This is a genomic window from Salipiger marinus (assembly GCF_035481585.1).
In the GTDB taxonomy this organism is placed as follows: Bacteria; Pseudomonadota; Alphaproteobacteria; order Rhodobacterales; family Rhodobacteraceae; genus Salipiger; species Salipiger marinus.
Genome location: NZ_JAYKSL010000006.1, coordinates 150,989 through 173,635, shown reverse-complemented (window position 1 = coordinate 173,635; position 22,647 = coordinate 150,989). Strand labels below are relative to the sequence as shown.

Here is a 22,647-nt window from a genome sequence, read left to right as displayed (position 1 = left end):
GGGCGGGGGCTACAGGAAGACCGTGACCGTCGCGGGCAGCAGCGCCACCGCGATCAGGACCAGCAGCATCACCGCGATGAAGGGCAGCGTGGCGGCAAAGATCTGTTCCACCGACACGTCCGGGTCGTTCAGCGTGTTGTGCACGGTGAAGACCGAGATGCCGAAGGGCGGGGTCAGCAGCCCGATTTCCACCGCAAGCACCGTGACGATGCCGAAATGCATCAGATCAAGCCCCAGCCCCTGCGCGATGGGGGCAGCAATGGGCACCATGATGAGCAGGATCGACGTGCTGTCGAGGATCATGCCCATCAGCAGGATGATGGTGGCATAAAGGAACATGAAGCCAAGCGGCCCGAAGCCGGAGTGCGACACCAGATCGGCGATGGCGGTCGGCAGCCCGGCAATGGCCAGCATCCGCGAATAGAAAGAGGCGGCGATCAGCAGCAGCAGGATGGAGACGGAGATCACGCCGGTCTGTTTCATCACCTGCCAGAGCTTGTGCCGGTTCAGGCTGCGGCGCGACAGGGCCACCACCAGCGCGCCAAAGGCGCCCACGCCGCCCGCCTCGGTGGGGGTGAAGAACCCGGTATAGAGCCCGCCCAGCACAAGGATCACAAGCAGGATGATCGGGATCAGCTTGCGGATCATCTCGTTGAGCGGCATGCGCTTGATCGTGCGGTCAAGCCGCCGGGCGCGGCTGCTTTCGGGATCGCTGAGCACGAAGCCCGGGGCCACGATCGTCAGGCCGATCAGCATGAGGACAAAGCCGCCCGCCAGCATCAGGCCGGGCAGGATGCCCGCGATGAACATGCCCCCGATGGAGACCTCGGCCAGCACGCCATAGATGATGAGCAGCAGGCTTGGCGGGATCAGCATGCCCAGCACGGAGGATCCGGCGACGGTGCCCGCCGAAAAGGCCGGGCGGTAGCCGTGCCGGGTCATCTCGGGCACGGCGACGCGGGTGAAGACCGCAGCAGAGGCGATGGAGACGCCGGTCACGGCGGCAAACACGGTGTTGGCGGCAACGGTGGCGACCCCCAGACCGCAGATCATGCGCCGCAGCAGGTCCTCTGCCACGGCGAAGGTGTCACGCCCGACATTCGACACGCTGACGAGCAGCCCCATCAGGACAAACAGCGGGATGGTGGCGAAGAGGTAATCGGCAATGCCGGAATAGGCGGTCAGTTCCAGCATGCGGAAGGCCAGCCCGATGCTGTCGCGGATGATCCAGATTCCGACAAAGGCCACGGAAAACAGCGCGTAGGCGATCTGCATGCCCATCAGGACAAGCACGACCAGCACGGCGATCAGGATAAAACCGATGGTCAGGATTGTCATTGCGCGGCCTTCATTGCTGCAAGTTCCCGGCTGACCCGGTAGAGGGCGGCGAGGGTGGCCATGGCCGCCCCCAGCACGGTGATGGCACGGAATGGCCAAGTGGGGATGGTCCAGACCCCCTGCACCCCGAAGAATTCGGAGCTGGCCCAGGCGGAGGCGAATTTCGGCCAGGACGCCCAGACGATCAGGGCAAAGACCACCGCCCCGGTCAGGCAGAACAGGATCTCGAGCAGCGCCACCGCCGAGGTGGAGCTTTGCCCGATGCGGCGCAGCAGGAAATCGGCCCGGGTGAGCCGCCGCTGCAGGATGGCGGCGGGCACCTGCAGGAACACGATGGCCACCACGGTGCGGGCCGCGATTTCCGAGACGCCGGTGATGGGCAGGTCAAGCAGGTTGCGCCCGATCACATCCCCCACGATCAGCAGCATCAGCGCGCCGATGGCAGCGGTGCCGACCGCCGACATGGCGGCGGCGACGCTGCCCAGCACCGCTCCCAGCGGCGCCTCGGCAAAGCCCGGGACGAACTGGGTGTCGGAATCGGCGGTGGTGTCTTCGCTCATGACGTCCTGCCCTTGCGGAGTGGGTCAGCCCGACCGTCTCGGGTCGGGCTGTGTCGGTTCAAGCCGGGGACGGGCAGGGGTCAGAGACCCTCGGCCCAGTTGCGCAGCGGTTCTGCGCCCCGCTCTTCAAGGGCGGCGAAATAGGCCTTGAGCACGGTCTTGCCCGCCTCGCCGGTCTGTTCCAGCCACGGCTCGACGATGTTCGGCAGGCCGTTGACCCATTTGGCCTTTTCCTCCTCCGGCATCTGGTGGACGGTCAGGCCAGCGGCCTGCATCTCCTCCAGCGCGCGGGCGGCCAGATCGGCGACGTAATCGCCATGCGCCTTGGAGGTGGCCTGCGCCGCCTCGCGGAACGCCTCCTGCACCGGGGCGGGCAGACCGTCGAAGACATCCTTGTTGGCCGCGATCCCGCCGAAATACATCGACCCGATGCCGACCCGCGACAGTTCCGGCGCCACCTCATAGACCCGCGTCGGCAGGATGCCCGAGGCAAAGGACAGCGTGCCTTCGGTCACGCCGGTCTGGATGTTGGTGTAATAGGTGGTCAGCGCCCCGTCGACCGGCGTTGCCCCGGTGTCGCGCAGCCAGTTCGCCGAGGTGCCCGGCGCGTTCAGCTTGCGGTTCTGCAGATCCGCCATCGTGTTGACCGGGAAGGTCGCATAGATGTCGTAGCTGTCGGTGATCAGCGAGGACAGGTGCACCATGCCGTTTTCCGCCCAGCTGTCCTTCAGCTCGGGCAGGGATTCGGACAGGTCATCGAAGATCTCGATGATCATGCGGTGATCCTCGGTGGCGAAGGGCGTGAAATAGGTCACGTTCTGCAGCGGCATGTTGGCGCCTTCCCAGACCGTGCCGACCATGCCGACATCGACGATGCCGTCCATGACCGCCTCGCGCGTGTCGGTGAACTTGTAGAGGGTTCCGGCGTAGTTCTCGACCCAGTTCACCTGATACTCGTTGCCATTGGCCTCGAGAATGCGGTTCACCTCCGGCTGGAAGGTGTTCTTCATCGCGTAGACCCAGATATTGGCCTCCGGATGTGACGAGCCGATGTTCACCGTGATGCTCTGCTGCGCGGACGCAGCACTGCCCATCAGGACAGCCATCGCGGTGGTCGTCGCGAGTTTCATGATAGTCATTGTGTCTCCTCCCTGGTGCGGGGCGCGCTCCCGTCGCGCCCCTTGGTGATTCAGTCCTGAATCGTCCCGAGCGCGCGCAGGATGCGCTCGGGGGTAAAGGGCATTTCGGTGACCTGTGCCCCAAGCGGGCGCAGGGCATCGTTGATCGCGTTCATCACGGCGGCGGGGGCCCCGGCAGTGCCGGCCTCTCCGGCTCCCTTGGCGCCAAGTTCGCTTTCCTTGGTCGGCGTTTCGACATGGCCGATCTGCATGTCCGGCATCTCGGCGGCCATCGGCACAAGATAATCCGCCATGGAGCCATTCAGAAGCTGGCCTTCGCTGTCGTAATGGATTTCCTCGTAAAGCGCGCCGCCCAGACCCTGCACGATGCCGCCACGGATCTGTTCATCGACCAGCTGCGGGTTGATGACGCGCCCGCAATCCTCGACGCACCAGTGGTTCAGCAGGGTGACGACGCCGGTGTCGGTGTCCACCTCCAGATAGGAGGCCTGCACGCCATTGGTGAAGGCGAAAGGATAGTCCATCGTGATGAAATGCCGGGTCTGCACCAGTTCGCGCGGCAGGCCCTTGGGCAGCGTGTCGCCACGGAAATAGACGATGCGGCCCAGTTCCTCCAGCGGCAGGCGCTGCTCGCCGGTCTCGGCGGTGACCACCTGTCCGTCGCGGATGTCGAGCGCCCCGGCATCGGCCTGCAGCATCGCCGCCGCCACCTCGAGGATGGACTGGCGCAGCGCCCGCGCCGCCTGCAGCGCGGCCTCGCCGCCGATGCCCGCCCCGCGCGAGGCCCATGTCCCGCCGCCATAAGGCGTGACCTGCGTGTCGCCGGTGATGACGCGGACGCTGGAGGGCAGGACGCCGACGCCTTCGGCCACCACCTGACTCAGCATCGCCTCTGTGCCCTGTCCCTGCTCGGTCACGCCCGACAGCGCGACGATGGAGCCATCGGGATCCATCCGCACCGTGCAGCCGTCCTGCGCGGAAATCCGGGCGCCGCCAATGCCATACATGAAGGGGGAAGGGTTGGTCAGTTCGATGAAGGACGCGATGCCGATGCCGCGATGCTTGCCGCGCTTGCGCGCCTCGGCCTGATCGGCGCGGAGCGCGTCGTAATCCATCATCTCCATCAGCTTGTCCATCGAGGCATGATGTGACAGCCCCTCGAACCGCATCTTTGCCGGGGAGGTCACCGGATAGGCGTCATCGGCATACATGTTGCGCCGCCGGATCTCGACCGGATCCATGCCAAGTGCTGCGGCGGCCATGTCCACCAGCCCTTCGGTGATCGCCACGGCAATCGGATGGCCCACGGCGCGATACTGGCAGGTGGGTGTCTTGTTCTGGAACACCACCGTGGTTCGCGCCCGGTAATTGGCGAAATCATAGGGCCCGCCGCAGAGGTTCACCACCTGATTGCCCTCGATGGCCGAGGTGCGCGGATAGACGGAATAGGGGCCGATGCCGGTCCAGTCATCCACATCCATGGCGAGGATCCGGCCTTCGGCATCCACCGCGATCTTCGCCTCGATCTCGTGATCGCGGGCGTGGATGTCGGTGGAAAAGCTTTCCAGCCGGTCGGCGATGAACTTGACCGGGCGGCCCATGACCTTGGCGATGGCGGCGGTCGCCACCTCGTCGGGATAGACATGGACCTTGATCCCGTAGGATCCGCCGACATCGCCGCAGATCACCCGCACCCGGCTTTCGGGCAGGTCCAGATGTGCGGCAAGCACCGTCTGGATCATGTGCGGCGCCTGCGTGGCGTGATAGGCGGTCATCTGCCCGTCTGCCGGGCTCCAGTCCACGAGGATGGAGCGCGGCTCCGGCGTGACGCCGGTATGGCGCGCGGTGCGGAAGCGGGCCGAAATCACCTTATGCGCCGAAGCCATCGCCGCCGCGACATCGCCTTCCTCGTGCAGGCGCCGGAAGGCGAGGTTGTCGCCCAGATCGGGATGAAGGACGGGGGTGTCCGCATCGAGGGCGGTCATGGTGTCGGTCACCACCGGCAGCGGGTCATAGTCCACCTCGACCAGCGCCGCGCCGTCTTCGGCGGCGGCCCGCGATGTGGCGACCACAGCCACCACCGGCTCCCCGACCCATGCGGCGCGGTCCACCGCCAAGGCATGCTGCGGCGGGGATTTCAGCCCCTTCAGATGGGCCAGCACCCCGACCCAAGGCGTGCAGACCTCCGCCAGATCGGCGCCGGTAAAGACCCGAAGCACGCCTTTGACGCCCTTCGCCGCCGCGGCCTCGATCCCGGTGATCCGGGCATGGGCGAAAGGAGAGCGGACAAAGGCCACATGGACCATGCGCGGCAGCACGATGTCGTCGACATAGCGCCCGCGCCCCTGCACCAGCTTGCGCGCGTTGGGGCGCGGCACCGTCTTGCCGATATAGGAATTGGGCCGGTCGGGATTTCCGAATGCGATGCTCATGCCTGCGCCTTTCCGGCGCGTGCCCGCGCCACGCTTTCCACAACGTCCACAATGGCCTCATAGCCGGTGCAGCGGCAGTAATTGCCCGACAGGTGTTCGCGGATCTCGGCGCGCGAGGGCAGGGTGCCTGCCTCCAGAAGCTCCTCCGCCGCAACAAGCATGCCCGGGGTGCAGAAGCCGCACTGCAGCGCGTTGCGCGCCACGAAGGCGTCCTGCAGATCACGGATGGTTCCGGTGTCGGTCAGCCCCTCCACCGTCCAGATCTCGGCCCCGTCAGCCTGCGCGGCGAGCATGAGACAGCCGCGCACCGCCTGTCCGTCGACGCGGAGCGTGCAGGCGCCGCAGACGCCATGTTCGCAGCTGGCATGGGCGCCGGTCAGCCCCAGGTTGGTCCGCAGGAAGTCGATCAGATGCTGCCCCACGGGCACGCGGGCCTCGACCGGTTCGCCGTTGACGGTCAGGGACACATCCACCCTGTCACGGAAGGTCTGGGTCATGCACGGTCTCCTTCGATGCGCTCTACGGCTCGGCGCAGCAGCACGCCCGCAAGATGCCTGCGGTAGCTGCCGCTGGCCTGTGTGTCGGAGGGGGGATCGATCTCGGCGCGCAGGGCCTCGACCGCCGCGTCCAGATCGCCCGCATCCAGCGCCGCCATCGCCCCCCGCGCCAGCATCGGCACCGGCCCGGCAGAGAAGATGCTCAGACGGTGCCCCGCCGCCCGGCGGACAAGGCAGAGCCCGGTCAGCGCGTAATCGCCGGACCGCCGCGCCACCTCCTCGATCACCTGCACCTCGCCCGCTTCCGCCTTGGGCACCGAAAGACCCGTCAGGATCTCACCTTCGGCAAGCGTGGTGGTGAAGACATCCTCGAAGAACTCTTCCGCCGCAATGTCCCGCGTGCCGGTGCCGCCCTGCGCATGCAGGGTCGCGCCAAGCGCCAGCGCGCAGGCCGGAAATTCGGCAGCCGGATCAGCATGGGCCAGCGCGCCGCCGATGGTGCCGCGATTGCGGATCGCCGCATGGGCGATGTGCCGCACGGCGTCCGACAGCAGCGGCGCATGGGTCCGGATCAGTGCGTCCCTGCCAATATCGGCATGGCGGGTGAGGGCGCCGATGCGCAGGTGATCCCCGTCTTCGCGGATCCCGGACAGATCCGCGATCCGGGAAATGTCGATCAGCATGTCGCCCTCGGACAGGCGCATGTTCAGCGCCGCGACCAGACTCTGGCCGCCCGCCAGATACCGGCCAGCCCCGGCCGATCCGGCCATAAGCTCCAGCGCATGGGGCACGTCGACGGCCCGGGCGTAACCGCCCGCTGATGCCTTCATGATGACCTCCTCCCTCCATGAGCGCAGCCCTGCCTTGCGGCTTATTGATCGGCTGCTCACTCTTGTTGATCGGATGATCTATAAAAAACTGAACATTTCAAGAAAAATTTGTTAGATGGGCCTCGGAGCGGCGAGCTGAGGACGTGGATTTGGACATCGCAACCGAACGGGACGGGGACGCGGGCACGCGTCGGAGGCTGCCGCCGCAGGAGCGGCGCGAGCAGATCGTGAACGAGGCGGTGCGCTTCTTCGCCGAGGTCGGGCTGGAGGGCAACACGCGCCAGCTGGCCAAGCGGCTTGGCGTCACACAATCGCTTCTTTTCAAATACTTCGCCACCAAAGAGGATCTGCTGGAGGCCGTCTATGAAAAGGTCTATCTGGGTCGGCTCTCCTCTGACTGGCCCGACCGGCTGACCGACCGGTCCGTTGCGCTGCGGACCCGCCTGCTGGCGTTTTATACCGAATACAGCAGACTGATTTTTGAACATGACTGGATGCGGATCTTCATGTTCTCGGGCCTTGCCGGAGCCGCGCTCAACCACCGCTATCTCGAGCATCTGGGGGACGTGATTCTCGAACCGGTCCTTGCGGAAACGGCGGCGGTGGCGTCGGGCACGCGCCAGCCCAGCATGGAGGACATCTGGAACCTGCATGGGGGGATCGTCTATATCGGCATCCGCACCCATATCTACGGCCTGCCCGCGCCCGAGCACCCCGAAGAGGTGATCGCCAGCGCAATCGACAAATATCTGGCCTATTTCGGCGTCAGTGAGATTTAGACACCCTCTGTCGCAGGGCAGGGGCGAAACATCGGACTTAGGGCTCGGGCCAGCCGCAACGGGTCTGGTTCGCGTGTTCCGTTCCAGCCGGTTATCAGGGAACAGTCTTCTGCGCGCGTGACCGGAACCGGTGGAGGACACCCGTGTCAAAGGAGCCATCCGGCGCAGTCGCAGAAGTGATAGGAAAAGCACCTTTTTCTTACCATGCAACCTTGATTGCGTGTAAGAAAATGGCGGAGAGACAGCCCGCCATTTATGTGTCGCGCCCTGTCGGGCTATGGCGCAAATTCCCTTATTAACTTCAGCTATATGACCCGCATGTTGTTGCGCCCTGTTGCAATGCGTTGTGATGGGGTGCATACATTTAGGCGGGTATGATGAGGGGTGCATAATGCCGCGCGTTGCCAAGGAGCTTTCCGCGCTTGACGTAAAGAGGTTGCAGCACCCCGGACGGGGGCGCAATGCCACGTTCGCTGTGGGCGGCGTCTCAGGCCTTATGCTGCAAATCACCCCGAACAACGGCAGGACATGGCTGCTGCGCGTGACCGTGGGCGCTCAGCGCCGGGAAATCGGCTTGGGGGGCTTTCCTGATGTGACGCTTGCGCAGGCCCGCGAGCGGGCGCGTGAGGCGAAAGACCAGATCCGACGCGGCATTGACCCTGTGCAGGACCGGAGGGCCGCAAAGGCGGCACTGGTGGCCGCTCAGAGCCGGGGCATGAGCTTTGCGGATGCAACCGACAAATACCTTGCCGCAAAGCTGGACGCTTTCAAGAACCCCAAGCATCGCCAGCAATGGCAGAACACCTTGCAAACCTATGCCATGCCCGAGCTTGGCCCGATGCTGGTTGATGAAATCGCGGTGCAGGACGTGCTGCGGGTGCTGGAACCGATCTGGCAAAGCAAAACCGAGACCGCATCCCGACTGCGCGGACGTATTGAGGCGGTGCTGTCGTGGGCGACAGTTGCAGGGCACCGCACCGGCGACAATCCAGCCCGTTGGGGGGGCAATCTTAAAGAGCTTCTGCCTGCTGCCGCAAAGGTTGCGAAACAGCGTAACCAACCGGCGGTTCCAGTTGACGACGCGCCGCGCTGGTTCGCCGCCGTGCGGTCGCGGGAAGGCATGGGCGCCCGCGCCTTGGAATTTGCGGCGCTGACCGCCAGCCGCTCGCAAGAGGTGCGCGGCGCGCTCTGGGATGAAATCGACCTAGAGGCGGGTCTTTGGACCATACCGGCGGCGCGCATGAAGATGGACAGGGAACACCGCGTGCCGCTGACGCCCGAGGCTGTGGCGTTGCTGAAATCTCTGCCGCGTTTCGAGGGGTGCCCGCTGGTATTCCCGGCGCCGCGCGGGGGGGAAATGTCCGACATGACGCTAAGCGCCGCCATGAAGCGCCTGCACGCGGCAGATGTGGCCGAGGGCGGGCCGGGGTTTGTGGATCGGGTAAGCAAGTGCCCTGCGGTGCCGCACGGGCTGCGCAGCACGTTCCGCGACTGGGTGGCCGAGCGGACCCATTTCCCGGGCGACATGGCCGAGGTGGCCTTGGCGCACAAGGTGGGCAATGCTGTGGAAGCGTCCTACCGGCGCGGCGACATGGTGGAGAAACGCCGCACCATGATGGCGGCATGGGCGGACTACCTGACCGGCGACCACGCAGATCAGACCAATGTTGTGAGGATAGGATGACCGAACCAGATAGAGAAATTCCGAGCGAACTTGACGGAAAAGCAGAAATCGACTTTGAAGCTCTTTCCAGTGCGATCAAAACACATGGTCCACTTCGGCTTGCGAAGCCCGGCTTACCTTATATTGTAACGATAGATATACAAACATGTATGTGCGGCGATGGCGCCTGTCAGAATAAATTGGTTCCCATTTGGCGCACACATGGCGTCTTTACAATGCACTGGCTGCTGTCTCAGGAAGAAGTCGAGGAGTATCCCTGTCTAGATGACCTTTTGGATGCTGCAATAGGCGCTAACATCATAGACTCAAGGGGGGAACGCCTCATAATTGAGATGCAGGCCGACCAAGAATTTAACGCAGAATACCATGATGTGCCTAGGTTAACTTGCATTTGCGCCTCTTGCGCCGCTGCGGTTGGGCAACCCACGCTCTCAATGCAAATGCTTTTATCTCAACTGTCACGCCTCTTAGCGGAGAGAGACTACGCGATAGAAGAGGCCGACCAAAGCTTCGGAGATGAAGCTGCTGAATTTACTTCACAGGTATTCGACTTTGGTTTCGCCGCTGGACGAATCTATAGCGAAATGAGCGTGAAGCAATCAATCGAAGCAGACGCCCTTGAAGGTCTTAAATCTCTCGAAACAAAGAAAAAGAGATCTAAAGCCGCCGGAGATAGGTCTGCGCAAGACAGGCAAGCTCGGAGAACGCAAATTCTTGAAGGAATGGAAAATCTGGTTGCGTTGAATCCTGCTTTGGTTCGGATCAAATCTTTGGACGTTGCGAAAATTGCTGCTGACGACGCTGCGAAGGATTCACCTAAGCTGTGGAGGCAAGGTAAAGGCCAGATCGAGGAATATCTAGGTGAAATCCGGCGAGGCGAAGCTGGTGAAGATTTGAAGCTTCGGCTCAAAGCCATTTTTCCAGATAAACCGCCTAGAAAGGCTCACTGAAAACGACAAACCCTTTAAACGGTATGCCTTTTCTCCTGAGACGCATAAGCGGTGTAGCCCAAATGGGAAAGCCGCATAAGCGCTTGATTTTGAATATTAACCTTCAAGCCCGTTCACGTCATGCTTCTTCCAGTAGCACCATATTGGAGGGCATCGCATGCCGCATACCTACCTTACCGACACCCAAGTTGCCGCCCGTTACGGGGTTCACCGAACGACACCTTGGCGCTGGGCTAAAGTTGATCCGACCTTTCCTGCGCCAATTATCCTGACTGTCGGCACCACCCGTTGGAAGCTGGCCGATCTGGAAGCATGGGAAGCCGCTAAACACGGCAGCGCCGCATAAGAAAACCGCCACCCGTTTGGCTTACGGGCGGCGGCGCAATTCTTCGGGCGGGCTGCATGTCTGAGGGATAGCGCGAACCGCCTTTTCCAGCAAGGCAAGAGGCATTGAACATGACTAAATCCGAGAGCTGGTATTCCAGCCCAAGCCAGATTTTCTGGACCTGCAAGGCGCTTAGAGATGGGCGCACCCTATCCACAAGAACGGAGATCCGCGAGGTGAAAGGCTGGCGCCTTGCTGCCATTACCGAAAAGCTGCGCAGGCAATATGGTTGGCCGATCCTGACCGAGTATCGCGGCCCCCAGAATATCGCGCATTACCGCCTTGCCCCCGGCACCGATCTGTCAAAGCTGCGGTTTCCGCCCAGCGCCAAATCTTTGGCCGATCATTGCAATGGCGGTGCTGCATGACCCGATTGCAAGCTCTCTATCTGCGCCGCCTTCACGGGCTGACCGAGGGACAGGTGAACGCGCTGGCGGCACTTGTCTGGGGAGGGGTCGCATGATGGACGCCCGCACGCTTACCGAAACTCTGCGGGGCCGTTGGTATCGCAGCTATGGGGCGGCACCATGCCCGGTCTGCCAGCCCGCGCGGCGCCCGGGGCAGAATGCCCTGACCCTTTCCGAAGGCAGCAATGGGCGGCTGTTGGCACATTGCAAACGCGGTTGCTGCGACTTCGCAGATATTCTGGCGGCGGCTGGCATCGCCCCCGGCAGTTACGCGCCGCCCGATCCGGCAGCGCTGGCGCGTCGGGATGCCGAGGCGCTGGCTGAGGCCGCGAAACGCGAACGACAGGCCCTTGCACTGTGGCGCGAGGCCCGACCAATCGCAGGCACGCTTGCGGAAACCTACCTGCGCGGGCGGGCCATTTCCTGCCCGCTGTCCGAGTCCCTGCGGTTTCACCCGTCATGCTGGCATCCGACCGCGACACGGTTTCCCGCGATGCTGGCCCGGATCGACGGTGCCGACCGCTTTGCGGTGCATCGCACCTATCTGCGCGCGGACGGCAGCGCCAAGGCGGATGTCGAACCGCAAAAGGCGATGCTGGGGCGCACCGCAGGCGGCGCTGTGCGGCTTGCTGAGGCGGAAGGCCCGCTAGTGGTGGCCGAGGGCATCGAAACCGCACTGAGCCTTGCCTGCGGGCTGCTGCGCGCGCCTGCGACCATCTGGGCGGGGCTATCCACGTCCGGCCTGCGCGGCTTGCATCTGCCTGCCCGACCCGGGCGGCTGACCATCGCCCCAGACGGGGATGACGCGGGCCGCGCGGCGGCTAGGGCGCTGGCCGAGCGCGCGCATGGGCTGGGCTGGCGGGTGTCGCTGCTGCCCGCGCCCGAGGGCCGCGACTGGAACGACATTCTAGCCATGAAAGGGGCCAGCGTATGACCGCCCCCGAACCTATCCCGTTCAAGGCCGAGGGGCCGCAACCGCTGCTGCGCCAAATCCCGCAAGGAGAGCCTTACCCTGTGGAGGCCTTGGGGCCGCTTCGGGAAGCGGTGGAGGCGGTGCAGGGCCAGACCCTTGCCCCGATTGCCATTCCTGCGGCATCGGCCCTTTCTGTGGCCTCTCTGGCGGTGCAGGGCTTTTGCGATGTGGAAACACTGGGGGGCACCCGGCCCCTGTCGCTCTATGCCCTGACCATCGCCCGATCCGGGGAAAGGAAATCGTCCTGCGACGGGCCGCTTATGGCAGCGCTGCGCAGTTTCGAAAAGGAACAGGCCAAGGAACGCCGCGAAGGGATGGCGTCATGGGAAAACGCCCATGCGCTCTGGAAAGGCGAACGCGACCGCATCCTGACAGACGTGCGCAGGGGCAAAGGCGAAAAGCGCACCGCCGCAAAGGCCGATCTTGCTGCGCTGGGCAAGGAACCGAGCGCACCCCCTACGCCCGACCGCACGGTGACAGAACCCACATATGAGGGGCTGACCCGCAAGTTTGCCGAGGGCATGCCGACCCTTGGCATATTCTCGGATGAAGGCGGGCAATTCCTTGGCGGCTTTGCCATGTCGGCAGACAACAGGCAAAAGACCTTGGCGGCGCTTAATGACCTATGGCAGGGCAACCCGATCCGCCGCACCCGCGCCGGGGAAGGCTCTTATGCGCTTTATGGGCGGCGGCTGGCCGTGCATCTCATGGTGCAGCCCAGCGTTGCCCGCGCCTTCATGGCCGATTCCATGGCCGCAGATACCGGCTTTCTGCCGCGCTTTCTGATGTGTGAACCGCCCAGCACCATCGGCACCCGCCTGCAATCCCGCGTGCGGCAGGACGACACCGCCCTTGCCGGATTCTCGGATCGGCTGAGCCGCATTCTGGAAACGCCCCTGCCCATGGATCCCGACACCCGCGAACTTGCCCCGCGTGTTCTACCGCTGTCGCCAGAAGCCCGTGCCATGCTGACTGACTATTCCGACCATGTGGAGGCGCAACAGGTGCCCGGCGGGGATTATGCCAATATTACGGGCTATGCCTCCAAGGCTGCGGAACAGGCGGCGCGCATTGCCGGGGTGCTGACCGCATGGACAGACCTTGAAGCCGCTGCCGTCTCTCTGGATGCGATGGAAAGCGGCATAGGGCTTGCCGACTTCTACCTGTCCGAAGCGCGGCGGCTGGCCGATGCCGCGAACGTGTCCGAGGAAATCGAGCGGGCCGAAACTCTGCGCAAGTGGCTGTTGGAACGCTGGGAATATTCCGAGGTGATGCCGTCAGATGTGGTTCAGCGGGCACCAATCCGGGCACTTCGGGAAAGCCCGGCAGCAAGGAAGGCGCTTGCCATGCTGGAAACCCATGGTTGGCTTTACCGTCTGCCCGCTGGGGCCGAGGTGCGTGGCTCTGCGCGCAAGGAGGCTTATGGTATTGTTAGGGTGGGGCATGCGGTTTGACGTGAAAGCGGCCCGCGCCCGCATCGAGACCATAAGCATAGCGGAGGGGCAGGGCGGTGCTAATCGTGCTAGATGTGCTAATCTTCCGCCCCCGTTTAGCACGATTAGCACGTCTAGCACGTCTCAGGGGGCCGAGGGGGCAGAGTTTCCGGCGGTTGGCGCAGTCGTCATGCAAGCGGCGCCGGGGGCGGGCCGTTTAGCACGTCTAGCACGATTAGCACGCCCAGCGCCCCCGGATCCCGAAAGCCCGGCGCCCGCACCAGCCCCCGAACTTTCACGCCCGACACGCGAGCCATTCCCGCACGGTATCACGCCCGGCGGCAGGCCCCTGACTTGGACGGGCCGCGTTGTCAGTCTCGATGCTTGGCGGTGCCTGTCCGAATGGGAACGCCACGGGCCGCAGGGCAGGCAATGGAACGGGGCTTGCCGCGACTGGGGCGCCGGGGTGCGGCAAGATTCGCCAGTAACAAAGCCAAGCACCTGACCCGGTTTTGACCCTCAAAAAACATCAAGCCAAAGGATGCAAAAAATGTCTGGACCCGAACCCGGAACAGTCTGGGTTGAAGAATGGCAGGGTCGATCCTGTGCCGTTTACTTACCTTATGCCGTCTGGCCCCCTTTCGGCCCGAGACCGCAGAACCGGAACCGCAGGCAGCGGGCCATTCGGATCGGACGACGCTTTGCACAGGGCGATTGGCTGTGCCGCTGGTGCTGTGGGGTGCTGCATTTCGACAAGAGGGCAGACGCGCGCTATTGCGGTGAAGGTTGCCGGAAGGCCGCCGCCCGGCAGCGCCGCAAGATCCGGGGTAGCGCATGACGGGCGCAGAATTCGCGGCACTCCGCAGGGCGGCTGGGCTGTCGCAGTCCGATCTTGCCCGGCGGGCGGGCTGCGGGCGGCACGCCGTGTCCTACTGGGAAGGCAAGCGCCTGTTGGATCGCAACGCATGGGCGGTAAAGCGGATGGCGGAGGCGCTGGGCCTGCCGGTTTTTGTCGCACCAATACGCGCACGCGCGGGGTGGGGTGAAAGGCTGGATGCCGAAACCGAGGCCCGAGCGGCAGCATTCGCGGCACAGGTGCAGAGATGGGAAGCGGCACGGGCCGAGATGGCGTCTAGGCGGCGCGTGCGCTGCGGCGCCCTGACCCGCAAAGGCGCATCCTGCCGCGCGCTGTCTGTGCCGGGCAAAAGGCGCTGCAAGTTTCACGGGGGCATGTCTACCGGCGCGAGAACACCCGAGGGCATCGAACGAATCCGCGATGCTCAGCGGCGGCGCTGGGCACGCTGGCGGGCAGAACGGGGGCACCCGGACAAAGACCAATAGAAACCGGCGCAAGGGATCTGGATATTTCTAGATTCGCAGCATGCGCCCGACACGGTAATGCTTACTATCGCTTTCCCGAGCCTGACCAAATCTCTGCAAGCCCGGCTGCGCGGTCGGGCTGCCGCAAAGATGATAGCAAATGTTAAGATTGCCGCACCGCTGGTTCGTCATGGGGTGTAACGCAAGTCGCTTGCCAGCAATCACGCTGCGGCGCTAGCTCTGCCCAGATCCACCAACAGGACTGCCAAAGCGCCGCGCTGTCGCACCGCATAGCATCCAAGCGCAAATGGTTTGGCGGGCTTTTTGGCGGGTAAAATCGCAAAAGGATGATTTTATCCTGCGATTTCAAGGCCAAATGGCGGAGAGACAGGGATTCGAACCCTGGGACCCCTTGCAGGGTCAACGGTTTTCGAGACCGCCCCGTTCGACCACTCCGGCACCTCTCCGCGGGGATCGTGGAGGGGCGTTTAGCGGTCCGGGCGGCGGGGTGCAACAGGGAATTTTGCCACCCTTCACTTTTCCTTCAGCTTCCCCTCCGGCAGCTTTCCGCCGGGCCGGGGGAGCCCTTGGAAATGGGGCGCGCGCGCCCTAGGGTCTGTTACGCCCTGAATGGAGATTCCCGGACCATGTCCCTGCGCCTTGTCGCCCCTGTCGTTCTGATCTGCGCCGCCGCGCCCCTGCCCGCCGCCCCCGGCGAGGCCCTGCTGGAGGCGATGCGCGTTCCGGAGATCGTGCAGGTGATGCGCGAGGAGGGGCTCGATTACGCGCAGGAGATGGGCGAGGATCTGCTGCCCGGTGGCGCCACCCGCGGCTGGCGCGCGGTGGTGTCGCAAGTCTATGACACCGAGGCGATGGAAGAGGTGGTGCGCGGGCAGTTCATCGACAGCTTTGCCGGGACCGAGGCCGGGCCGCTGCTTGACTTCTTCACCTCCGAAGACGGGCAGCGGGTGGTCGATCTGGAGATCACCGCCCGGCGCACGCTGATCGACGACGATCTGGAGGCCTCCGCGCGCGAGGCCTATCAGGCGCTGGACGGCACCGACGATCCCCGGCTGGAGCAGATCGAGGCCTTTGTGGAGGCCAATGATCTGGTCGAGGCGAATGTGGTGGGGGCGATGAATGCCAGCTACCAGTTCTATCTGGGGCTGGTGGATGGCGGCGCCTTCGAGATGACCGAGGAAGAAATCCTGTCCGAGGTCTGGGCGCAGGAAGAGGACACCCGCAGCGACACGCGCGAATGGCTTTATGCCTTCCTGCTGGTGGCCTATCGCCCGCTGTCGGATGCGGTGCTGGACGAGTATGTGGCGCTGTCGGCCAGCCCCGAGGGCCGCGCCATGAACCGCGCGCTCTTTGCCGGGTTCAACGCCATGTATGACGAGATTTCCTATGGTCTGGGGCTTGCTGCCGCGCAGCAGATGCTGGGCGAGGAGTTGTAGTTCCGGCACGCCGCGCGGGTTGACAGCCCGGGGCTTTCGCCCGATATACCCGACTTCGGAGCGGGGCCGGATTCGGCCTGCGCTGCGATTTTTTATCAATGACAGCCCCTGACGGGGCGCGCTGTCCGAAGGCGGGCCGGGTTTCCGGCGCGGGAAGTCCCGAAAGGGCGCCACAGGACGCGGCCAGAACGAAGGAAGACGCAGATGTTCGCGGTGATGAAAACCGGCGGCAAGCAATACAAGGTTCAGGCGGGCGATGTGCTGCGCGTGGAAAAGCTGGCAGCCGATGCCGGTGAGACCGTGCAGTTCAACGACGTGCTGATGCTGGGTGGCGACACCGTGACCGTGGGTGCGCCCCGGATCGCAGGTGCTGCCGTGCAGGCGACCGTGATCGACCAGATCAAGGGCGAGAAGGTGATCTCCTTCGTCAAGCGCCGCCGGAAGCACAGCTCGCAGCGGACCCGTGGCCACCGTCAGAAGCTGACGCTGGTGCGTGTGACCGAGATCCTCGCCTCCGGCGCGGACGAGACCGGCGTGAAGGCCGCAACCGGCAAGGCAGTCGCTCCCGCGGCCGCGGCCGAGTAAGCAAGTCAAAGGAGACTGACCCATGGCACATAAAAAAGCAGGCGGTTCCTCCCGCAACGGCCGCGACTCTGCGGGCCGCCGTCTTGGCGTGAAACTCTATGGTGGCCAGGCCGCCATTCCCGGCAACATCATCGTGCGTCAGCGCGGCACCAAGGTCTGGCCGGGCACCGGCGTGGGCATGGGCCGTGACCACACGATCTTCGCCACCGAAGAAGGCTCCGTGACCTTCCGCAAGGGTCTGAAGGGTCGCACCTTCGTATCCGTGCTGCCGGTGGCAGAGGCCGCCGAATAAGCCGATCCTGAATCGACATGTGCAGGGGATCGGCGGCAGGCCGGTCCCCTCGCTGTTTTCGGGGGGAGACGAAAACGGCCTGTTAAAGATTTCCGTGCATCAGAGGAGAATGCACATGAAACTGGCCCCTGTGGACCAGAAGGCCGCTCAGCCGGTCATCGAAGCCCCCCGCGCCGTGTTGCGCCCGCTGCGCCGCTCCGATGCGGGGCTGATCTCGCTGCACACCGCCGACGAACGCGTGGCGCGCATGACCACCTCCATCCCGCATCCGCTGCCGCCCGGCGCCACCGAGGCGTTCATCGCCCGTGCCACCGATCCCAAGCGGGTCGAGGATATCTGGGCCATGGACGGATCCGCGCAGGGCGGGGCAGAGGTGATGGGCCTGATCTCGCTGGAGCGGCTTGATCCCAATCAGGCCGAGATCGGCTACTGGGTGGCGCCGCCCTACTGGAACACCGGCCATGCCTCCGAAGCGGTGGCGGCCATGGTCGCGGCCAATCCCTTTGGCAGCGCCACCATGTTCGCCTCGGTCTTTCAGGACAACGCCGCCTCGGCGCGGGTGCTGGTGAATTGCGGCTTCGACTATATCGGCGATGCGGAGGCGTTTTCGGTCGCCCGCAACGCCACAGTGCCGACATGGACCTATCTGCGCCGCATGGTCTGACGGAATTTCGGGCCTTGAACGGGGCGCCCTGCCGCTGGCGGGGCGCCTTTGCCGTTCCGGGGCGGGCGTCAGAGACGGATTGACACCGGCGCGACGGGCCGCAGGATGGCGCTGCGGCGCGTCGCCGCCAGACCGGGAGAGCCGCCATGACCATCACCAAAGCCGAAGACCTGGACGGGCTGCGGATCATTGGCCGCATCGTCGCCAACACGCTGCAGGCCATGGGAGCGGCGCTGGAGCCGGGCATGACCACGCGCGAACTGGACGAGATCGGCCGCGATCTGCTGGAGGCGGAGGGGGCAGAGCCCGCCCCGCAGGCCGTCTATGGCTTTCCGGGGGCCACCTGCATCAGCGTGAACGAAGAGATCGCCCATGGCATCCCCGGCGACAGGGTGCTTGCGCGGGGGGATCTGGTGAATATCGACGTCTCCGCCTCCAGATGCGGCTATTTCGCCGATACCGGCGCCACGTTCCGGGTGGGGCCGGTGGCACCGTCGCTGGACCGGCTCTGCCGCGATGGCAGGCGCGCGCTGCAGATCGGGCTGGCGCAGGTCGCCGCCGACAGGCCGCTTGCAGGCATCGGCAAGGCGATCGAGACCTTCGCCTCGGCGCGCGGCTATACGCTGATCCGCAACCTTGCCAGCCACGGGGTCGGGCGGTCGCTGCACGAATATCCCGAGGAAATCCCCACATGGGCGACCCGGGGCGACAGGCGCCGCATCACCAAGGGCATGGTGCTGACCGTCGAGCCTTTCCTGTCCAAGGGCGGGCTCTGGGCAGAGGAAGGCGCGGATGGCTGGACGCTTTACAGCACGCCCCGCGCCCCGGCGGTCCAGTATGAACACACTGTGGTCGCGACCGACCGCGGCCCGGTCGTCCTGACGCTGCCGGGCTAGGCCAGATCTCCGCAGCGCGGGCCGTCGGGCGGCAGCAGGCGTGACCGGGTGGCCCCGCCTGCTGCTTGACCATGTCTTGGCGTGGCGATACGACCCTCTGCATGGAAAATTCGATGGTCATCGCACGACGCTGGTGGCTGGCCTCCTGACCAGGTGGCCGGAATGTTTCCTATCATCCCGAGGCCGCCGCATGGGCGGCCTTTGTCTTTCCGAAATCCCGTGCGGCGCCTCCTTTTCCCGAGGAGAAGCCCATGTCCAAACCCATCATTCTGACCGGAGACCGCACGACCGGTCCTCTGCATATCGGGCATTACGCCGGATCGCTGCGCAACCGATTACGCTTTCAGTCGGATCACCAGCAGTTCCTTCTGCTGGCCGACACTCAGGCGCTCACCGATAATGCCCATGATCCGGCCAAGGTGCGCAGAAATGTCATCGAAGTCGCGCTGGATTATCTGGCGGTCGGCATTGATCCAGCCCGCACGACGATCTGCCTGCAATCTCACCTGCCTGCTCTGGCGGAGCTGTCGATGCTCTACCTCAACTTCGTGTCGGTTGCCCGGCTTGAACGCAATCCGACCATCAAGGATGAAATCCGCGCCAGAGGGTTTGGTCGCGATATTCCTGCGGGCTTTTTGTGCTATCCGGCGGCACAGGCGGCAGATATTACCGCCTTCAAGGCAACTGTGGTGCCGGTGGGCGAGGATCAGGCGCCGCTCATTGAACAGACAAATGAAATTGTCCGCCGCATTAACGCTGTTGCAGGTTCCGATGTCTTGCCCGAGGCAAAGGCGGTAATTCCGAAATCGGGTCGGCTACCCGGTATTGATGGCAAGGCGAAGATGTCGAAGTCGGGTGGCAATGCCATTCCGCTGTCGGCCTCGCCCGATGAAATCAGCACCGCCGTCAAGGCGATGTTCACTGATCCCATGCACCTGCGGGTCGAGGATCCGGGGCGCGTGGAAGGCAATACCGTGTTCGCCTATCTCGACGCTTTCGACGATGCGACCGAAGAGGTGGAGGAGTTGAAGGCGCGGTATCGGCGCGGCGGACTTGGCGATCAAGCGATCAAGCTGCGGTTGAACGATATCCTGCAGGATCTTATCGGGCCCATTCGTCAGCGGCGTGCGGAGCTGGCCCGGCAGCCCGATTATGTTCTGGACGTCATCCGCTCCGGCACCGAGCGGGCCATGCTCCGCACCGAAACCACGAAGCGGGACGTGATTGAGGCGCTAGGGCTGTTCTTGCTTTGATAGCAGCCCGGCGGGAAAAGCCGGGTCGGCGGTCCGTCCCAAGACAGCAAGGCCCTCGCAGGGGTCTGCGAGGGCCTTGATTGAGTGCGGAGGCTGCTTTTGACAGCGTCTGCCGTGACCGTGTCGCAGTCTAAGCCAAGGTGCCCCTGCCCAAGCGGAGGGGCGCCTTGATCGTCTGACCTTGTGCAGCTGGGCTTAGCTGCCCCAGCTCCGCACCGGGCCGCAGTCCATATGCACGAAGTTCGAGCCGGAATACCGACCGACGCCGCCGCCCTTGCAGGCCTGTGCCGCACGCGCCATCTGGTTGACGGAGCGGGAATTGAGCCGCAGATCCGCCGCCTCGCCGACGAGGTGGCGCGAATTCTGCGCCACGCCCGAAGAGCGCGACCGCAGCATCGCGTTGGTCTTGGGGCTGCGATAGCCCGAGATCAGCATGTAAGGCTCGCTGCAGTCCATCAGGTTATGTGCGGCGGTCATGATGTCCACGGTGCGGGCATCAATGTTCAGAACCTCGTCGCTGCGCCAGTCGCGCATGAAATACGACACTTCGGTAAGAGCGTCGGGAATATATTGCCCTTCGATCCAGTAGATCATGTCGATGGTTTCGCCGGTGCGCGCAGAAAACATCCGAAGCCGCCGGATGTCGCCCGCGCCGCGCAGAAACCCCGCCGCGTTTGCATAGGTTGGTGCCGCGGTCACAAGGGTGGCTGCGAACGCACCAAGAAGGCCACGCCGCGTGATGCCGCTTGCGTTATGTGCTGTCATGAGTAACGCCTGTCCCGTTCGTAGCTTGTCCTGTCCCCGCCTCGTTGGACGGGCCTGCCATCTCCCCAGATGCGATATTTTTATCGCATATCCGGGATCTTGCGAAAAGCGGGAACTCCGGCGAATCTGAGGCGTTGACAGATTTAGGCGATTTCTCGCGCAAAGGACTTTTTGAGCCCGCGTGACGGAACCCGCCCGTTGGCGGTCGATGCAGCCCGGTCGCAGGCTGCGAAAAGATACCGGGCTGCTCCAAAAGTGAGTGGACAAGCCCCGGAAGAGACGCCGAAAATTCACCCGGGTTCGAGTGATGGACATGATTGAAGGAGTGGCGCGCGTGGCGACAAGAAGGCAAGCAGCATTTGGCCGACCGGGGCGGGCGATGCGCCGTGGCGTGATGGCGTCTTTGGTGGCAGCGGGGCTTCTGATGGCCGCAGCGCCGCAGCAGGCGGGGGCGGTTTCGCTCTCCGCCACCGCCTACAGGCTCGCCGTGGCCGAATCCCTTGGCGCGGACGAGGGCATGGCGGCCTTCTATCGTGACCGGGATTTTGCGCCGATCTGGACCGGATCCGACGACAGCTCGGCACAGCGCCGCGCCGCGCTGATCGCCGCGCTGGAAATGGCCGGGGCGCATGGGCTGCCGGGCGCACGCTACGATCTGCCGGGTCTGATGGCGCGGATGCGGCAGGTCAGCGGCGAACAGGCGCGCGGCGCGCTGGAGGTGGAGCTGAGCCGCGCCTTCCTGAGCTATGCGCGCGATCTGCAAAGCGGCGTGCTGACCCCGTCGCGGGTGGTGTCGGACATCAAGCGCGAGGCGCCGCGCCGCGATCCGCAGGCGCTGCTGCAGGCGCTGAGCAGCGGCGATCCCGAAACGGTGCTGCGCGGGCTGGTGCCGCAGAGCGCGGAATATTCCCGCCTGCTGCGCGCCAAGCTGATGCTGGAGCGCAAGATCGCGCGCGGCGGCTGGGGCGCCCCGGTGCCGGCGGGCAAGTATTCCTATGGCGACACCGGGCAGGGCGTGGTGATCCTGCGCGACCGGCTGGTGGCCATGGGCTATCTGCGCCCGACGCTGTCGGCCACGCTGGATGCCGAGATGAGCAATGCCATCACAGCCTTTCAGGCCGATCACGGCCTGCAGGCGGATGGCGTGGCGGGCGGTGCGACGCTGGAACAGATCAACGTAGCCCCCGAAGAGCGGCTGAAATCCCTGATCGTGGGGCTGGAGCGCGAGCGCTGGATGAACCTGCCCGAGGGGCTGGGCGCGCGGCATATCCTTGTGAACCTCACCGATTTTCAGGCGCAGATCATCGACAACGGCAAGGTCACGTTCGAGACGCGCTCGGTGGTGGGGGCGGCCACGCCCGACCGCCGCACGCCGGAATTTTCCGACAGCATGGCGTTCATGGTCATCAACCCCTCGTGGTATGTGCCCCGGTCCATCGTGGTGAACGAATACCTGCCGCAGCTGCGCCGCAATCCCGGCGCGGTCAGCCATCTGGAAATCACCGACAGCCGGGGCAGGCAGGTCAATCGCGGCGCGGGCTTTGCGCAATACAGCGCCTCAAGCTTTCCCTTCTCCATGCGCCAGCCGCCGGGGCCCAACAACGCGCTTGGCACGGTGAAGTTCATGTTCCCGAATCAGTACAACATCTACCTGCACGACACCCCGTCGAAATCGCTGTTCGAGCGGTCAGAGCGCGCCTTTTCCCATGGCTGCGTGCGGCTGAGCGATCCGCATGACTTTGCCTATGCGCTGCTGGCGCCGCAGACCGATGACCCGGTGGGCTTTTTCCAGCAGCGTCTGCGCACCGGCGCGGAAACCCGCGTCAACCTTGACCAGCCGGTGCCGGTGCACCTGATCTACCGCACCGCCTTCACCGAACCCAAGGGGCAGGTGAATTACCGCGCCGATGTGTACGGGCGGGATGCCGCACTGTGGCAGGCGCTGGCCGCAGCGGGGGTGGTGCTGGGCGGCGGGCAGAGTTAAATCCTGCGGGAACCCATCCCGGAG

At 64.5% G+C, this 22,647-nt stretch carries 21 protein-coding genes, 1 tRNA gene and 1 pseudogene; 15 read left to right on the top strand and 8 right to left on the bottom strand.

The window, feature by feature from the left end; translation table 11 throughout:
* Positions 1–9: 9 nt before the first annotated feature.
* The 6 genes from VK682_RS10235 to VK682_RS10210 all read right to left on the bottom strand — a co-directional run bounded on the left by VK682_RS10235 (position 10) and on the right by VK682_RS10210 (position 6,796).
* Positions 10–1,338, bottom strand: coding sequence for a TRAP transporter large permease (locus VK682_RS10235; RefSeq protein WP_230794296.1), 1,329 nt, complete (start codon positions 1,336–1,338; stop codon positions 10–12).
* Positions 1,335–1,898, bottom strand: coding sequence for a TRAP transporter small permease subunit (locus VK682_RS10230; protein ID WP_324781759.1), 564 nt, complete (start codon positions 1,896–1,898; stop codon positions 1,335–1,337). Before VK682_RS10230 ends, VK682_RS10235 begins: the two co-directional genes overlap by 4 nt.
* An 80-nt stretch (positions 1,899–1,978) precedes the next feature.
* Positions 1,979–3,037, bottom strand: coding sequence for a C4-dicarboxylate TRAP transporter substrate-binding protein (locus VK682_RS10225; RefSeq protein ID WP_324781758.1), 1,059 nt, complete (start codon positions 3,035–3,037; stop codon positions 1,979–1,981).
* Positions 3,038–3,087: 50 nt separating this feature from the next.
* A complete protein-coding gene (locus VK682_RS10220) occupies positions 3,088–5,469 on the bottom strand; it encodes a xanthine dehydrogenase family protein molybdopterin-binding subunit (RefSeq protein WP_324781757.1) in 2,382 nt (793 codons plus the stop codon).
* On the bottom strand, positions 5,466–5,966 hold the full coding sequence (locus VK682_RS10215) for a (2Fe-2S)-binding protein (protein WP_230794300.1): 501 nt from the start codon (positions 5,964–5,966) through the stop codon (positions 5,466–5,468). Before VK682_RS10215 ends, VK682_RS10220 begins: the two co-directional genes overlap by 4 nt.
* Positions 5,963–6,796 (bottom strand): FAD binding domain-containing protein, encoded by an 834-nt coding sequence (locus tag VK682_RS10210; protein WP_324781756.1) that lies wholly within the window; start codon positions 6,794–6,796, stop codon positions 5,963–5,965. The genes VK682_RS10215 and VK682_RS10210 overlap by 4 nt, the downstream gene beginning before the upstream one ends.
* A gap of 149 nt (positions 6,797–6,945) precedes the next feature.
* Here VK682_RS10210 and VK682_RS10205 point away from each other — a divergent pair, with 149 nt between their 5' ends.
* The 8 genes from VK682_RS10205 (at position 6,946) to VK682_RS27340 (ending at position 14,748) form a co-directional block, all read left to right on the top strand.
* On the top strand, positions 6,946–7,575 hold the full coding sequence (locus VK682_RS10205) for a TetR/AcrR family transcriptional regulator (protein WP_230794302.1): 630 nt from the start codon (positions 6,946–6,948) through the stop codon (positions 7,573–7,575).
* Positions 7,576–7,966: 391 nt separating this feature from the next.
* Positions 7,967–9,259 (top strand): tyrosine-type recombinase/integrase, encoded by a 1,293-nt coding sequence (locus VK682_RS10200; protein WP_324781755.1) that lies wholly within the window; start codon positions 7,967–7,969, stop codon positions 9,257–9,259.
* Positions 9,256–10,209 (top strand): hypothetical protein, encoded by a 954-nt coding sequence (locus VK682_RS10195; RefSeq protein ID WP_324781754.1) that lies wholly within the window; start codon positions 9,256–9,258, stop codon positions 10,207–10,209. The genes VK682_RS10200 and VK682_RS10195 overlap by 4 nt, the downstream gene beginning before the upstream one ends.
* A gap of 157 nt (positions 10,210–10,366) precedes the next feature.
* Positions 10,367–10,555 (top strand): helix-turn-helix transcriptional regulator, encoded by a 189-nt coding sequence (locus VK682_RS10190; protein WP_324781753.1) that lies wholly within the window; start codon positions 10,367–10,369, stop codon positions 10,553–10,555.
* 110 nt (positions 10,556–10,665) lie between these two features.
* Positions 10,666–10,962, top strand: coding sequence for a hypothetical protein (locus tag VK682_RS10185; RefSeq protein ID WP_324781752.1), 297 nt, complete (start codon positions 10,666–10,668; stop codon positions 10,960–10,962).
* 235 nt (positions 10,963–11,197) lie between these two features.
* Positions 11,198–11,935, top strand: a complete 738-nt coding sequence (locus tag VK682_RS10180) for a DUF7146 domain-containing protein (RefSeq protein WP_324781751.1) — start codon at positions 11,198–11,200, stop codon at positions 11,933–11,935.
* Positions 11,932–13,428: a YfjI family protein gene (locus tag VK682_RS10175; RefSeq protein WP_324781750.1), complete on the top strand. Its 1,497-nt coding sequence runs from the start codon at positions 11,932–11,934 to the stop codon at positions 13,426–13,428. Before VK682_RS10180 ends, VK682_RS10175 begins: the two co-directional genes overlap by 4 nt.
* An 813-nt stretch (positions 13,429–14,241) precedes the next feature.
* Positions 14,242–14,748 (top strand): HGGxSTG domain-containing protein, encoded by a 507-nt coding sequence (locus VK682_RS27340; protein WP_380715809.1) that lies wholly within the window; start codon positions 14,242–14,244, stop codon positions 14,746–14,748.
* A 356-nt stretch (positions 14,749–15,104) separates the two neighbouring features.
* Here VK682_RS27340 and VK682_RS10170 read toward each other — a convergent pair.
* Positions 15,105–15,194, bottom strand: a tRNA-Ser gene (locus tag VK682_RS10170).
* 180 nt (positions 15,195–15,374) lie between these two features.
* On the opposite strand from VK682_RS10170, the gene VK682_RS10165 reads away from it, so the two are divergent.
* The 6 genes and pseudogenes from VK682_RS10165 (at position 15,375) to trpS (ending at position 19,874) form a co-directional block, all read left to right on the top strand.
* Entirely contained in the window at positions 15,375–16,184 is an 810-nt protein-coding gene (locus VK682_RS10165) for a hypothetical protein (protein ID WP_230794303.1), read from the top strand.
* A 204-nt stretch (positions 16,185–16,388) separates the two neighbouring features.
* Positions 16,389–16,763, top strand: a pseudogene (gene rplU, locus VK682_RS10160) (50S ribosomal protein L21); the annotation flags it as partial.
* Positions 16,764–16,791: 28 nt separating this feature from the next.
* Positions 16,792–17,061 (top strand): 50S ribosomal protein L27, encoded by a 270-nt coding sequence (gene rpmA, locus VK682_RS10155; protein WP_089847180.1) that lies wholly within the window; start codon positions 16,792–16,794, stop codon positions 17,059–17,061.
* A gap of 115 nt (positions 17,062–17,176) precedes the next feature.
* Positions 17,177–17,725, top strand: a complete 549-nt coding sequence (locus VK682_RS10150) for a GNAT family N-acetyltransferase (RefSeq protein ID WP_089847183.1) — start codon at positions 17,177–17,179, stop codon at positions 17,723–17,725.
* Between the two features lie 146 nt (positions 17,726–17,871).
* Entirely contained in the window at positions 17,872–18,621 is a 750-nt protein-coding gene (map, locus tag VK682_RS10145) for a type I methionyl aminopeptidase (protein WP_230794304.1), read from the top strand.
* A 251-nt stretch (positions 18,622–18,872) separates the two neighbouring features.
* Positions 18,873–19,874 (top strand): tryptophan--tRNA ligase, encoded by a 1,002-nt coding sequence (trpS, locus tag VK682_RS10140; protein WP_230794305.1) that lies wholly within the window; start codon positions 18,873–18,875, stop codon positions 19,872–19,874.
* A gap of 195 nt (positions 19,875–20,069) precedes the next feature.
* Here the strand turns inward: trpS and mepK are convergent, their stop codons facing one another.
* Positions 20,070–20,639, bottom strand: coding sequence for a peptidoglycan L,D-endopeptidase MepK (gene mepK, locus VK682_RS10135; RefSeq protein WP_230794306.1), 570 nt, complete (start codon positions 20,637–20,639; stop codon positions 20,070–20,072).
* 394 nt (positions 20,640–21,033) lie between these two features.
* Here mepK and VK682_RS10130 point away from each other — a divergent pair, with 394 nt between their 5' ends.
* The gene (locus VK682_RS10130) at positions 21,034–22,623 is read left to right on the top strand and encodes a L,D-transpeptidase family protein (RefSeq protein ID WP_230794601.1); all 1,590 of its coding nucleotides are present in this window, start codon (positions 21,034–21,036) and stop codon (positions 22,621–22,623) included.
* Positions 22,624–22,647 lie beyond the last annotated feature (24 nt).